Genomic DNA, 13810 nt, shown 5'->3' with positions numbered 1-13810 from the left:
CGTTGGCGCGCGGGCTCTACTCGATTCCTTGGACATGGAGCGTCGCCGGGAGGGTACGCCTCCCGACGCTCATCCACAGGTTTCGAGCATTGCTCACTTCGCGGCCACGGGTGTCTTTGGGGCGTTCGGTGAGTGGCCGTTGGCGAAGGTGGCGCCGGGGCGGGCGAGGGCGACGAGGTGGGGTGCTTTGACGGTTGGCCACCGGTCGTGGGCGGCCTCGATGAGTTTGGACGCCGGCGAGGCCGGCGGCTCGGCTGCCTGGGCCTTTGGTGACGCGGGTGCGGTGGCGGAGGTGGACTCGATCGAGTTGGAGGTGCGTAGGTGCACCCAGTGCCCGGCCGGGTGGCCGTGGATCGTCAGGAACTCGTCGAGGTCGTGGGTGATGTGGCTATGCCTTGCCGAACCTGGCGCCGTCGATCGGTGAACCGTTACGCGGCGAGGGCGTGGGTTTTGTCTTCGGTGCCCCAGATCTCGGCCAGAGGTCCAGCACCGGTAGCCGGCACAGTTCCGGGACCTCAGCTGATCGTCACCTGGTCGATGTCGGGCGAGGGCGACTGGTCGTTGTAGAACGCCAGCCGCAGCGGGCCGGCCGGAAGCATCGCGGTGAACGTGAAGGATCGCGGTGACTCCCAGCCGTCTCCGTCGAGCCATCGCGTATCGACCTGCACGCCGTTCGCCTTGATCTTGATTTGTCGTGGTCCGTCGGTCTCGTACGTGACGCGCACGGTTCGCTGACCGGAGGTGGGCAGGTCGGCGATGACGACGACGCTGGCGGCGGCGTCGATGTACCCGACCCGGGTGCCGCCGGAGCAGGGGCCGCACGGGACGGCGGTGGCGCCGCCGGACACCACGTTCGTCGGGGCCTCGGCCTCAATGCGGAGCGGGACGAAGACGGCGGGCGGTGGCGAGGTGGTTCGTGGCGGCGTGCTGGCCGCCCCTCGGCCCGGACCGGTCGTCGGCTCCGAGGTGGACGTGGGCGGCAGGGAGGGCCGCGGCAGCCGGGACGGCGTCGGGGACGACGTCGGCGTCCGCGGCGGCGGGCTGGCCGCCGCGGACGGCGGTGTCGCTGTAGGGCCGGCCTGTGCGCCCTGCCCGGCGGCCGTCGTGGCCAGCGAGTCGGCGATGGCGCCGACCGGCGGCGGTGCACCGCGAAGCGGTGGACGGATGGGGCCATCCGGCCAGCCCTCGCTGACCACGGCGCCGGATGTCACGGTCGCCAGGACGAGGGCGGCCACTGCCACCGTCCGGTGCCGCCCCTTCGCCCGGCGGTGGCTGCGGATGACGCGCGGACGCACCAGGTCGTGCCACCGGTTGACCAGCGGATCGAGTTGCTCCTCCACGCTGCCTCACTCCCAGAACTCGGACGGTCGCTGCCTCGGCGTCCACACCCTCGGTAGGAGGGCCGTGCCGGATCCGGCGGCGTATAAATCCAGTACGTACGTGGCCGGTGCTGCGTTCATGGGACCGGCCGTGGCCTCGGCGCGGCGAGCCGGCCGTGAACGATGACCGAGCGTGGATCGTCTCCATGAGTGGGGGACTGGAGAGCGGACGGTGACTCATGGGTTGGAAGCGCCTCGGTGGTGTCGACGCCGGATGGTGGGAGCGGGCCGCCTGTGCCGGTCAGGATCCGAGCTGGTGGACGGAGCGCGGTGAGCACCGCGTCGAGGCGGTCCGCGCGTGCCTGTCCTGCCCGGTGCGTGACGAGTGCCTGGCCGAAGCCGTCGCCGCGGACGATGTCGGGGTGATCCGCGCCGGGTACCTGTTGATGGTCAAGCGCAGCCGTCGCCGATTGGTGGCGCTGGTCTGCGAGCAGTGCGCGGTAGAGCCGGTTCGGGCGATGTTCGGCCCGATGTCGCGGTTCTGCGGCACCGCGTGCGCGACACGATGCGGCGTCGACCTCGGCTCGACCGCCGCCGTACTCGCGGTGTCAGGGGCGGAACCCATGACGGGACGCTCGGTCGGCTGACCGCGTCGGTGCGCGGCCTCGGACCCACGGAGCTGAGCTTACGGCCGTAAAGTCGGCGCTACCCACGGGCGTACGAGGTGGTGAAGCGCGCCCCGTAAACGCTGAGGCGGGCGGCCCGACCGGGTCGGCGGCCACTCATGGTGCGCCCGCGTCGCCGTTCGCGCGCTTGAGCGCCGCCGGCCCCCGGAACCACGCCCGGGGGCCGGCGGTGAGGCCCGGCTATGCGCCGGGACGGGACCTCATACCCGCGGACGGAAGTCGGGTCCGAGCGCCGCGCCGGCGCCGGGGTCGAACTGGTCGTAGCCGCGGGCGTCGCACTGCCGGCCGCCGTTGACGCAGTGCTTGACCAGCGCCGCCAGCACCGGTGGCTCCCACGCGTTGAAGAAGTCGTAGTGCCAGGTGGACGCGGCGCCGCTGGACAGGCGTACCTTCGACATGTCTCCGGAGACGGGGAACGCCATCTTGAACTCGATCATCGGTACGGCGACCGGGTGGCTGGTCGGGCAGACCTCGTTCACCGGGTACGCCATGTGGCTGCGATGGTCGGGTGAGTCCAAGTGCTTCCCGTCCCAGCAGCTGGGCGCCTGGTAGCGCACGTTGAGCTGGGTGCCGGCGGGGCAGTGGGCCGGGAAGGTCACGTTGCGGTAGCTGTCGCCGCACTCCCAGCCGGCCACGTACCCGCGCGAGCCCTTGAACTCGGTCGCGGTCGCGGTCGCGCTGCCGGCGAGGAAGCGCAGGCCGGTCGGGAACGGCCGCACGCTCGGGTAGTCGCGGATGCCGGACTTGTAGTAGATGACCTGCGGGAAGTCGGGGATCACCGCGCGGTCGCCGTTGAGCACGGTGGGCATCCAGTAGGCGGATTTGTCGGCCGGCACGGTGCACTTGCTGGCGCCGGCCTGCAGCGACGCGGTCGTGGTGGCGGCGTTGGTGGTGGTGTTGCCGAGGAACGTGTGGTCGTGCGACGCGCCGGGGAGGTTGGGAAAGACGATCGGGTCGTCGGGTGCCCGGTGGCTGAAGGAGCAGTTGGCCTGGAACTCGCGGTGCGCCTGCCGGGGTGGGTTGCCGGTCGCCGGCGTCACTCCGGTCACCGGCTTCGGGGCGGGCACCCAGCCGGTTCTCGGCGGGGTGGTCTGTCCGGGCTGCCCGGGGGAGGAGGTCGTCGGATCCACGGCCGGTGGTGTGGTGGGCGTGCCTGTTGGCGCCGTGGTCGGTGCGGTGACCGGCGGGGTCGTCGACGGTGCGGCGGTGGGGCTGGCGGCACCGGGGGTTCCGTACACTTCGAACTCCCAGAGTGAGACACCCCAGCCGGTGGCCCGCTTGCCGGCGGCCATCCGCACGTACCGGGCCCGCGCGTCGACCGTCACCTCGTCTGTGCCGCCCTTGCCGGCCGCGGTCGAGTGCGCCGTGGTCCAGGCGCTGCCGTCGGTGGAGAGCTGGATCTCGTACGCGGTCGCGTAGGCCCGATCCCATCGCAGCACGACGCGGTCGATGTCAGCCGGGGCGCCGAGGTCCACCTGCAGCCACTGGCCGTCCGTGAACGCGCTGGACCATCGGGTGTCGGTGCGGCCGTCGACGGCGTTGCCGGCGGCCAGCCAGCCCGCCTCGGCGGACGAGGCCGTGGCCTGCTTGCCGGCGCTCAGCGGGACCTCGTCGGCACCGGCCACGAGCGTCTGCGAGATCAGCCACGCGCCGACAGCGGTCGCCGCGAACGCGGGCACCAGCCGCGTCCACAGCCGTCGACGCTTGCTGTAATGCGAGTATTGCGCCATGTTGCCTCCGGGGACCTGTGCCGCGCGGGACGCACGGCGCGCACCCGGGGACGGTAATGACCACCGCGCGTGCCGTCATGAGCCCAAGGTCCCGGCCGGCGGCCCAGCATGGTCCCGGTTTCGGGCCCGTGCGGGTCAGCTCGCCCGGCGGTATGCCTCGCGGGCTATCTCGACGCGGCCCTGGAGCCCGAGTTTGCCCAGGATGTGCGAGACGTGGGTCTGCACGGTCCGCCGGGACAGGTACAGGCGCTGGGCGATCGCGGTCGTCGGCAGTCCCTCGGCGATGAGCTGGGCGACCGTTCGCTCGGTCGGGGTGAGCGCCTCCCACCCCGACGTCGGCCGGCCGCGCGGTCCGCGGACCCCGCGGCGCACCCCGTATGCCCGCAGCCGGTTGTCGGCACGCCGGATGTCCCACTCGGCGCCGAACGTCTCGTAGAGCGCGGTGCATTCCGTGAGCAGCCGCCGCGCCTCGTCCGCCGCGCCGCGCCCGGCGGTGGCGGCGGCTAGGTCTTCGAGCGTGCCGGTCAACTCGGTGAGGACGCCGGCGGCGCGGTAGATCTCGACCGCCTCGCGCAGCGGCACCGGATCGCCGTCGAGTACGCCGCGGCAGCGGATGGCCGCCGCAGCCGCCCGTGCCGGTGTCGTCTCCGACCTGCTCTCGGCGGCGCAGATCTCGACGGCCTCCTCGGCCCCCGACCGGTCCCCGCAGGAGAGGCAGAGCCGCACCAGGTCCGCCAGCCACTGGTGGGTCAGCGTCATCTCGCCCCGGCGGCGGCGCACAGCGCCGAACAGCACCGAGATGGCGCGCTGGGGCTCACCCGCCTGTTCCAGCGCCAGCGCGTGCGCCGCGGCCAGGAAGTCGCGGTTCTCCCGGACACCCGCGGCGTCGTCGCCGAAACGCAGCCCGGCCCGCAGGTGTTCCGCGGCGGCGTCGCGCTGGTTGCGCCGGCCCGCGATCAGGGCCGCCACGCCGTGAGCGAGGAGCGCCGGCCCGGTTTCGCGCAGTCCGGAGTACGTCACGACGCCGGTCTCGTCCGAAATGGAGCCCAGCTCTGCGAGGGCGTCGTCCCACTGCCCGACCCAGAAGCGGTGGACGGCGGTGGTGATGTGCGATGTGGAAACGGCGTATCCGGAGCGCCGTTCGGTGTCACGGGCCTGTTTGAGGGCGGCCTCGGCATCCGCCCACCGGCCCAGGTTCTGCAGGCTGAAGACTCGGCTGTCGAGCGCCAGTGCGCGCAGGTCGGCGTGTTGGGGCACGTCGCCGAGCACCGCCAGGGCCCGCTCGACGCAGCGCAGTGCCGCGGTGTGGTCGCGGCGCACGCCGAGGATCAGCCACAGGTTGGTCAGGGCGTACGCCACGCCGTACGCGTCGCCGGCCCGCTCGGCGATCGCCAGCGCCTCCTCGGCGAGCGCCTGTGCGGTGTCGAGGTCGCCGTCGGTGGCCCGCTGGAACATGGCCCGCAGCGCCAGCAGCCGCCCGCGCCAGATGGCCGGCAGGTCCGGCGAGGAGAGTGCCCGCCGCAGCGCCTCGGCCGCCTCCTCGCCCCGGTCGAGTGCCGCCAGCGACCGGATGGCCAGCCAGTGTGCCTCCGTGCGCTGGTCGGGGTGGGCCGCCGTGGTGGCGCTCCGGTACGCCCGGGTCGCGGCCTCCTCGTAGCGTCCAGCGGCGAACAGCGCGCGGGCCAGCGCCACCGCGAACTGGTCGCGAAGCCCGTCGTCGCTGCGGCCACCGTCGACCTCCGGCCGGAGCAGGTCGGCCGCGACCTCCGGAGCCTGCGCGGTGAGCGTCGACTCGGCGCTGGCCAGCCAGGCCCGGGCCGCGTCGTCGCCCGACTGGCCGGAGGCGATTAACTGCTCGGCTACCCGTTCGGCGTCGGCACCGTCCGCGGCCAGAGCCATCGCCACCTGCCGGTGCAGCGCCGCCCGCAAGCTGGCCGGTGTGCCGTCGTACAGCGCCTGCCGGATCAGCGGGTGCCGGAAGGCCATCTCGGTCCCCGCGCCGACGAGGATGCCCCCGGCCGACGCTTCGAGCAGCTCACCGGCCAGCTCCGACGCCGGCGTGCCGAGCACGGTGGCAAGATCGCTGACGGAGAAGACCGGTCCGAGCAGTGCCGCCGCCCGCAGCAACCCCGCCGCGCCGGCCGGCACGACGCGCAGCCGGTCGGTGACGAGCGTAGCGAACGAGGAGGGCAGCCGATCGTCCACCGGCGACAACTCGACGCGCTCGCCGGCCGGGCCGACCCGGCCCTCGCGGACCAGCGCGTCGACCAGCTCGCGCAGGTAGAGCGGGTTGCCGAGGGCCTGCCCGGCCAGCTCGCGCAACCGCGGCCCGACCGGCCCGCCGACGAGGTCGGTGACCAGCGCCTCGACGTCGTCGGCGCCGAGGGGGCCCACCGTCAGCACGGTGCCGCCGGCCCGCTCGACCACCGCCCGCACGTCCAGCAGGGCCTGGGTCCGGGGCACCGGACGGCTGACCGCGATCAGCAGCAGCGGAAGTTGGCCGAGCGCGAGGTGTCGCCACAGGGCCAACGACGCCTCGTCGGCCCACTGCGCGTCGTCGAGGACGAGCGCGGTGGCACGCTCCGTCGCGAGGTCGTCGACGAGCGCCACCAACAGCTCGATGTCGGCGTACGTCGCGGCGGCCAGCGCCGGTGCGGTGAACGACCCGCGTCGCCGCTCGTGCAGCAGCTGGGCGGTCTCGGCCCGCCGCGGGTCGTCGGCACGCATGGCGACGCCGAGGCAGTCGCGCATGACGGCGAGCGGAAAGCGCTGGGTGAGCTCGTCGGCCGTCGCGCTCAGCACCTGGTGCGGTCCGCCGGCGAGGGCCCTGGCCACGAGCGAGGACTTGCCGATGCCGGACTCGCCCTCGACCCAGAGCAGGCCACCCTGCCCGTCGGCGAGCCGGCCGGCGGCGGCCCGGATGACCTCCAGCTCGGTGCCGCGGCCGACCCAGACGTCGGGGTCGGCAGGGTTCGCTGGGCTCATACGGGCGACCCTACCGTCGTGACGAGTTCAGAGCATCGACGGTCCGGCCTCGATCGTGGCCGGTAGGCGTCGCAGCGCGTGGTGTGTGCGTGACTTGACGGTGCCTTCTGGGATACCGAGTACGGCGGCTGTCTCGGCCCGGGATCGGTCGCGGTAGAAGACCTCGATCAGCACGCTGCGATGCTCGGGCGGCAGCGTGTCCATCGCCTGCTTGACGGTGTGCCTGGCGATGACCTGCTCGATGGGGTCGTCGTGCGATGGGAGGGTGGTGGAATCGGGCTGACGATCTCGGTTGGGCGAGCCCGGCGGGCCCGGGCGGCGTCGATCGAGATCCGCCGTGCGACGGTGGCAGCCAGGGGGCGTAGCGTGGCGAGGTCGAGGTGTTCGATGTGTCTCCAGGCCCGCATCATCGTTTCCTGCAGCAGGTCGTAGAGAGCACGGATCTGTTCGGTGCGCGCTGCGGGCGTGGCACTGCGGGCGGTCCGGTCTTCGCGTCCATCCAGATTCGACCAACGCCCGTCGAAATGCGCGTACGCGGGGGACGTGACCAGGCCGATGGACCCCAGCGGCATGCTCAGGACGAGCGCCAGGCCCGCGCCGACACGTCGCATCCGACGGGTGCGTGGCAACCTGATGTCTGCGTGGATGTTCCGACTGTCATGCATCCTCCGATGCGTGTCACTGCGGCGGTCCGATCCGATCGGTGTCGGTCTATCCCTATGACGGCACCCTCGCGCGACTGTTCAGCCTGGTGCCGCCGCGCAGTTCTCCAGTCGGTGAACGCGGTCCTGCCGCCGTCCGTTGGGTATGGACGGCGGGTTCGGATCGGGTGCGGAAACGGAGTGATCGCGTTGATCGGGGTGATGGTCGCCGACGACGATCCCATCGCCCGTGCTGCCCTGGTCGGCGTGCTGGCCGCCGCAGACGGCATCCAGGTGGTGGCGCAGGCGCAGAACGGCTACAAGCGTTGGCCCTGGCGTCGCGGTTCCGCCCCGCCGTCACCTTGCTCGACCACCGGATAGCCGTCGCCGACGGGTTGTCCGTCGTCTCCGCGCTCGCCGCGCAGACATCCGTACTTGTCAGTGACCAGCGACTCCACGGAGGTTCTCATCCTGTCGATGCTGTCGCGCGGCGCGCGCGGCTACCTCGTACACGGCCAGTTCGATGCGGACGATCTCGTCCGCGCCGTCCGCGCCGTCCGCGCCGTCCGCGCCGTCCGCGCCGTCCGCGCCGTCCGCGCCGTCCGCGCCGTCCGCGCCGTCCGCGCCGTCCGCGCCGTCGGCGCGGTGGCCGCCGGCTGGGCCTGGCTGTGGCCCGACGCGGCCGCGGTGGTCATGTCCGCCGTGCGGGAACAGGCCGAACGCGTCGCGGAGGGGTGCCGGCGGCTGGAGCGTGCGCATGCTTTGCAGCGGCGGTGCGGTCTCACCCTTCGTGAGCGCGACATCCTCGCCATGCTCAGCCTGGGGCTGTCCAACGCGGCGATCGCGCACCGCCTTTGGTTGGCCAAGACGGTGAAGAACCACGTCAGCGATATCTTCGCCAAGCTTCGGGTGAGCCACCGCACCGAGGCGAGGATCGTGTGAACCGAGGCCGAGCGACCCCATGCCGAGACGGCGTGTACGACAACCGGCACGGTCCGTCACAACAGCAACCGACAGGGCAACCGACGGAGGTGGCGATGGGACGCAAACGCCTTGGTGTCGGCCGGGGACGTGCCAGGGGTCTGCCGGCCGTCGCCGCGCTCGTCATGGCCGCCGGGCCGGTGGCCTGCGCGGGGCCGGGCCCGGTCGCCCCGGCTCCGGTCGCGCCTGCCAGCACGGCCGCGGCCGTCGCCGTACCGGCTGGTTCGGGGACGGACGTCGCGTGGGCCCAGCTCACGATCGCGCTGAACGAGCGGGCCCTCGTCGTCCTCGGCCTGGCCGCGATGCGGGCCGGTCAGCCCAGGCTCGTCGAGTTGGCGCTCGACCTGGAGAAGGCGTACCGGGAAGAGAACAGCCGACTGCGTGACATCCTCGCCCGGGTCGGGGCGCCGGACGACAACCCGCACGCGGGCCACGTCATGCCGGGCATGGCCGACGAGGCGACCCTGCAACGCCTGACCACGTCCTCCGGCGTCGCGTTCGACCGCCTGCTCGTTGACGCGCTGGTAGCGCACAGCGACCAGTGCGTGCGCCTCGCTGCGGCGGAGGAGCGGTCGGGCAGCGACAGCGCGGCCGTGAGCCTGGCCGCGACAATCGCGGCGACCCGCCGTACGGAGCGCCAACGGCTGACCGCCATCGTCGTCGGTTGAGATCTTCGTGCGGATCGCGTGAACGTGGCCGCGCCGGCGGTCGTATTAACAGCCATGACCGGTGAGCATCTACCCGAGGCGGCGACCGATCACGCGTCGGCGCACGATAGCCGCCCGCGTGCGACGACGGCGCCGGGCTGGCTCACCGACACCGGCGCGTTCCGCCGGATCGGCTCCGCGTTGCACTGGGTCGGCGACCGCGTCGCGGTCGTCGGTGGCGACCCGGCGGCGGCGGAGATCGCGGCCGAGCTGCCCGCCGAGCCGGATGCGGTTACGGTCGTCGCGCCGCTGGACACCGCCGACGACGTGGCGGTGGTGGAGGCGGTGCTGCCCATCGCGGTGCCACCGGGCAGCCGCGCGCGCGTCGCCATGCCCGGCATGGGGTCGGCCGGCCGGGAGCTGGCCGGTCGGCTCGCCCGGGAACTGACGGCGACGGTCGAGACGCCGGACGGAGACCTGGTGCTGGTGCCCGGCGGCTCCCTCTTCGCCGCCGACGGATGGCTGCGGCACACCCCGGACGGTGCCGCCACGCTCGCCGGACGGCGCAGCCCGAGGCCGCGCTGGGAAGACGACGTCGACCGGCTCTGCGCGGACGCGCACGCGCTGGCGCCGGGCCACCGGGTGCTGCCCCTCCCGGCCGGCATCTGGCTGCTTCCGGATCCGCCGGGCACACCGCTGCCCGGTCTGGACGACCCCGCCTACAGCGTCCCGATGGACGTGGCGCGGCCGGTCCTGCTGGTCGGGCGGCCCGGCCACCCCGAGCCGCCCGAGGAGGCGATCCGTGCGGTCGTCGGCGGCCTTCCGTCCGGTGCGCGCCGGCGGTTGGTTCTGGCACCGTACGGGCCGGGCACCACGACCGCCGCGGCGGCGGCCCACCTGGCGGGGGAGGCGGGGCATCCGGTACAGGTTCGCACCGGGTTGCCTGTGCTGGCGGCCGACGGCCGACCGACCAGTGTCGCGGTCGACGCCAGTGGCGCCGCGTGGGAGCCGCTGGCGACCGCCCTGGTGTTCCCGCCCACGGGCCTGCCCCGGCCGACCGGACCGGTGCGCGGGCTCGACGACTACCCCGCAGTCGAATCCTACGTGCTCAGGATCGGCGAGGGATGGGTGGCGGAGGTGACGCAGTCCGGTCTGTGGGTGCGGCCGCCGGGGCAGGAGACGGGTGCGGAGCAGGTGCGGGCACTGCCGTGGACGCCGGGAACGGTCAGGATCGTCGTCGGCGCGCCCGGCGAGCCACCCGGTTATCACGTGCTGCCGCTGCTCGGCGCGCTGCTGGCCCGGATGCCGGCCGAGACGCGCTGCCGGGCCCACCTGACGCCGGATCGGTTCGCGACCGCGCGCACCGGCGAGGAGCTCCTCCAGCCCGACGGTACGGCCGACCGGTGGGCGCCGGCCATCCGGCGGGCGGTGGTGCTGCGCGGACCGGCCTCGGCCCCCACCGGCCCGCCTGGGCCCCGCGCAGAACCGCCCGCCGCCCCACGGACGCCGGTGGTCGACGACCCGACGTTCGAGTACGCCAGCCTCGAACCGGAATACCGCCGCCCACCGTCGCGCCTGTTGCCGCTCCCCGCCCGGGCCGCCTGCGCCGTCCTGGCAGCGGGGGCCGCGCTGGGAAGCATTCTGTTACCGCCCGCGTCGTCCTCGGACGGGCACACGGGTCCAGTGCTGGCCGTACCGCCGGTTCGGTCATCGTCCGCGCCGTCCACGTCGCCGGCACCGACGCCGGAGTTCGGCACCCCGGGCCCGACCGGGTCCACCGTTCCGGTCAGCCCGCTGGGGACCCGCCTCGCACCCGGATCGGCCCCGCGCACGCTCCAGCCCGAAACGGTGGGCGCGCGGGAGCCCGCGCCGGCGCCGGTCGCCGTCCCTCCGCCGGCCGCCTCGCCGGCCGCCCCGCCGACAGCCTCGCCGGCCGCCTCGCCGACCATGCCGGGACGGGTCAACGACTCGGGCCGGAACCTCGCCGTCGCCGGCGCCGCGAGCGCGTCCAGTGTGGAGCCTCCGGGCGTGTTCGCCGTCGCGAACGCCAACGACGGCGACCCGACCACCCGGTGGGGCAGTGCCTTCGTCGCCGACCCGCAGTGGCTCACGATCGACCTTGGCGACCTCTGCCAGGTGACCCGGGTCCGGCTGCTGTGGGAAGACGCGTACGCGACGAAATACCGCGTCGAGCTCTCCGCCGACGCCAAGACCTGGCAGACGGTCTACCGGACCAGCAGTGGCTCCGGCGGAACCGTCGACGTGGCCGTGACCCGTACCCCGGCCCGGTACGTACGGATGGTCGCCACCGACCGCCGGATGGAGAACTACGGCTACTCACTTTATGAGCTCGAGGTGCGGTGACGACCGCTCCTCTAGTTTTGTCCGACCCGTCTAGAAAGGACAGTCCAGTGAAGAGGACGATCCTGCGCAAGAGCCTGAAGAGGTTCGCCGTTGGCGTGCTTGCCGCCGCCGCCCTGACGTTCGGGCTTCCGGCGAGCCCGGCCTTCGCGATCAACACGGTCGCGTGCGCCGGCCGGACCGACTTCCTCAAGTTGGAGATCTGGTTGGGCTACATGTGGACCGACCGGTGCTTCGCCAACGCCGGCCCCATGGCGGTGGACATCGGCGGCGTTTACAAGGTCACGTCCGGGAACAACAAGGTGACGGTCAACTACCAGTCCGGCCCGGGGTACTACTCGAGGACCTTTGGGCCATGGGAGGCAACGAACCTGGGCGGCGCCAGGGTCTACGAGGTGCGGATCTGGTGACGACCGCCTGACGCACCGGTGCGTCAGGCGGGACAATCCACGAACGTCCGGAAGGGACGCGGCGTTCATGTTCGGGAATGCTGCCCGCATGGGCACGTTGTCGCGGCTTCGCGGCCGGCGACCGGTGCCGGTGCCGCCCGCGGGCAGCCCGATGGTCGAACACTAGGGGCGCCGGGGTGCTTCTCACGCATCCCGGCGACCCGCCGTACGCGTACCGGCGCATGCTACGCGCGGCGGCAGGGGTGGCGGGGGAGCCGCTGGTGGTGACGTCCCCCGGGGCCGGCGTGCATGCCGGTGCCCCGAGCGCCATCGCCGCGGCGGTACGGGGACTCGCCCGTCCGCGGGGCCGGGTGTGGCTGGTGTCCGGGGATCGGCGATGTCGCGTTGGCGTCGCTGGTTGAGGCGTCCGGCGTGGACATCGTCGTGTACCACTACCCGGCCACCGACGGCGGGCCCTGGTCGCCAGCGGGGCACGTCGGCCTCTCCGGCGAGCGCGTGCCGTCCACGCTGATGATCGGCTGGCATCGGCGTGACACCCGGCTCTGGTGGCGCGGGGACGACGGGGCGGTCGTCGCGGAGGCGGTGCCGGCCGGCATCCTGCTGCGGCCTGGTGGGACGTACGCATCGGACGCCAGCGTCGTCGTCGACCCGCTGCCGTGGACGACAACCGTCGGCACGAAGGGTTTGTCGGTGCCGGCGGCGCTGGTTGCCGTGGTGCGGCGGCTCGTCGATGATGCCGTGGCCGAACCGGCGGGTGTGCTCGTGCTGCGGGTGGCCGGCGAGACCTCACCGGCGCACCAGGAGGTCATCGCCGGGGGCAACGGCTGGGCGCTCGACGACGGGATCGGCATCGGGCCAGCCCCGAAGCGGCACACCACCGCGTCCCCATGCCGCCCGCATCGGCGGCACCCCGCCTTCCGGCCCGGCACACGGACGCGCCACCCCGCACGTTTGGCCTGCCCGCTCCCATGCGTGTCCCGGAGCGGGTGCCGACGCCGCCCGTCGTGGAGCCGACGGAGCCGGCCCGGCCCGTGACCGACCCGTTCCCGCCGGCCCCGGATCCGCCGGCCCCGGATCCGCCATCCATCGAGCGGCCGGAGCCGGCGGCCGGCCATGACCCTCGACCTGCCGAGCCGGAGCCGGCAGCCGCCGCGTACCGGGACATTGCCGCCTCCTTCGCGGCGCCCCTGGACCGCCCAGGCCGAACCTGGTACCCGAAGGCGTGCGGGAACCCGCCCGCGCATTCCCGGACCACGGACACGATCTGCCCTTCCCCTCGTAGCGTGGAGGCCAGAGCTTGAGGGATAGAGGTTCATGGCTGAGACGAGACGGCAGTTCGATCCGGAGTTCCGGGCGGGCGCGGTGCGGATCGTGCGTGAGACGGGCAAATCGATCGCTCAGGTCGCCCGTGACCTGGGGATCAACAGCGGGACCCTGGCGAACTGGGTGAAGAGGGACCGCGAGACTCGCGGTGAGGCCGCTGCCGGACAGTTGGCCGAGGATGAGCGGGCGGAGTTGGCCCGGCTGCGGCGGGAGAACGCCGAGTTGGCGATGGAGCGTGATGTCCTCAAGCGATCCGTGGTCCTGTGGGTCAAGGAAGCGACGGGCCGGTGAGCGTGGCCGCCTTCATCGCTTCCCAGAGGACCGAGCATTCCGTGCCGCACGCGGTGGCCTGCCGGGCCCTGGGGGTGTCCGAGTCATGGTTCTACAAGTGGCGTGACCGGCCGCCAACCCGCCGCGATGACCGGCGTGTCCGGCTGGCGGCAGCGGTCAGGAAGGTGTTCGACGACTCGGGCGGCACCTATGGCAGTCCCCGCATCGGGATCGAGCTGCGCGAGCAGGGCTGGCAGGTCTCGGACAACACGATCGCGCAGCTCATGGCCGATTCCGGCCTGACTGCCCGGGTCAGGCGTCGCCGGCGGAACCTGACCCGCCAGGGCACACGTCCGGCCGCACCGGACCTGGTCAAGCGGGTGTTCACCGCGCCGGCGCCGGATGTCGCCTGGTGCGGCGACATGACCGAGATCCGCACCGACGAGGGCAAGCTCTA

The 13810-nt window shown here is 73.2% G+C and carries 14 protein-coding genes and 1 pseudogene; 9 read left to right on the top strand and 6 right to left on the bottom strand.

The genetic code is table 11. The annotated features are described in order from the left end of the window. Positions 1-144 precede the first annotated feature (144 nt). Both AB0G14_RS33345 and AB0G14_RS33340 read right to left on the bottom strand, forming a co-directional pair. Positions 145-351: pseudogene (locus AB0G14_RS33345) on the bottom strand (IS256 family transposase); the annotation flags it as partial. Positions 352-515: 164 nt separating this feature from the next. Continuing rightward, entirely contained in the window at positions 516-1340 is an 825-nt protein-coding gene (locus tag AB0G14_RS33340; protein WP_357704388.1) for a hypothetical protein, read from the bottom strand. Between the two features lie 218 nt (positions 1341-1558). On the opposite strand from AB0G14_RS33340, the gene AB0G14_RS33335 reads away from it, so the two are divergent. Continuing rightward, on the top strand, positions 1559-1966 hold the full coding sequence (locus tag AB0G14_RS33335; protein ID WP_357704386.1) for a WhiB family transcriptional regulator: 408 nt from the start codon (positions 1559-1561) through the stop codon (positions 1964-1966). A 239-nt stretch (positions 1967-2205) separates the two neighbouring features. On the opposite strand, the gene AB0G14_RS33330 is transcribed toward AB0G14_RS33335, so the two are convergent. From AB0G14_RS33330 to AB0G14_RS33315, 4 genes are all read right to left on the bottom strand, one after another. Then, positions 2206-3735, bottom strand: coding sequence for a DUF1996 domain-containing protein (locus tag AB0G14_RS33330; RefSeq protein WP_357704384.1), 1530 nt, complete (start codon positions 3733-3735; stop codon positions 2206-2208). 135 nt (positions 3736-3870) lie between these two features. Further along, entirely contained in the window at positions 3871-6720 is a 2850-nt protein-coding gene (locus tag AB0G14_RS33325; protein WP_357704382.1) for an AAA family ATPase, read from the bottom strand. A 27-nt stretch (positions 6721-6747) separates the two neighbouring features. Continuing rightward, positions 6748-6924, bottom strand: a complete 177-nt coding sequence (locus tag AB0G14_RS33320; protein ID WP_357704380.1) for a sigma factor-like helix-turn-helix DNA-binding protein — start codon at positions 6922-6924, stop codon at positions 6748-6750. Beyond that, positions 6888-7292: a sigma factor gene (locus AB0G14_RS33315; protein ID WP_357704392.1), complete on the bottom strand. Its 405-nt coding sequence runs from the start codon at positions 7290-7292 to the stop codon at positions 6888-6890. The genes AB0G14_RS33320 and AB0G14_RS33315 overlap by 37 nt, the downstream gene beginning before the upstream one ends. 270 nt (positions 7293-7562) lie before the next feature. Between AB0G14_RS33315 and AB0G14_RS33310 the strand changes: the two genes are divergently transcribed. From AB0G14_RS33310 to AB0G14_RS33275, 8 genes are all read left to right on the top strand, one after another. Continuing rightward, positions 7563-7742, top strand: a complete 180-nt coding sequence (locus AB0G14_RS33310; RefSeq protein ID WP_357704378.1) for a hypothetical protein — start codon at positions 7563-7565, stop codon at positions 7740-7742. Positions 7743-7802: 60 nt separating this feature from the next. Then, positions 7803-8303 (top strand): helix-turn-helix transcriptional regulator, encoded by a 501-nt coding sequence (locus tag AB0G14_RS33305; RefSeq protein ID WP_357704390.1) that lies wholly within the window; start codon positions 7803-7805, stop codon positions 8301-8303. Between the two features lie 95 nt (positions 8304-8398). Next, positions 8399-9010 (top strand): DUF305 domain-containing protein, encoded by a 612-nt coding sequence (locus AB0G14_RS33300; protein ID WP_357704376.1) that lies wholly within the window; start codon positions 8399-8401, stop codon positions 9008-9010. An 18-nt stretch (positions 9011-9028) separates the two neighbouring features. Next, positions 9029-11353 (top strand): discoidin domain-containing protein, encoded by a 2325-nt coding sequence (locus AB0G14_RS33295; protein ID WP_357704374.1) that lies wholly within the window; start codon positions 9029-9031, stop codon positions 11351-11353. 47 nt (positions 11354-11400) lie between these two features. Next, entirely contained in the window at positions 11401-11760 is a 360-nt protein-coding gene (locus AB0G14_RS33290) for a beta/gamma crystallin domain-containing protein (protein WP_357704372.1), read from the top strand. Between the two features lie 411 nt (positions 11761-12171). Then, entirely contained in the window at positions 12172-12795 is a 624-nt protein-coding gene (locus AB0G14_RS33285; RefSeq protein ID WP_357704370.1) for a hypothetical protein, read from the top strand. A gap of 279 nt (positions 12796-13074) precedes the next feature. Then, positions 13075-13374 (top strand): transposase, encoded by a 300-nt coding sequence (locus tag AB0G14_RS33280; protein WP_088981155.1) that lies wholly within the window; start codon positions 13075-13077, stop codon positions 13372-13374. Next, positions 13371-13810: IS3 family transposase (locus AB0G14_RS33275; protein ID WP_357704368.1), on the top strand; the 440-nt coding region annotated here is incomplete at its 3' end. The genes AB0G14_RS33280 and AB0G14_RS33275, both read left to right, overlap by 4 nt.

This window comes from Micromonospora sp. NPDC023814 (assembly GCF_040639595.1).
Classification (GTDB): Bacteria; Actinomycetota; Actinomycetes; order Mycobacteriales; family Micromonosporaceae; genus Micromonospora.
Note: the sequence above shows the minus strand (reverse complement) of the source record. Positions and strands in the feature narration are given on the sequence as shown.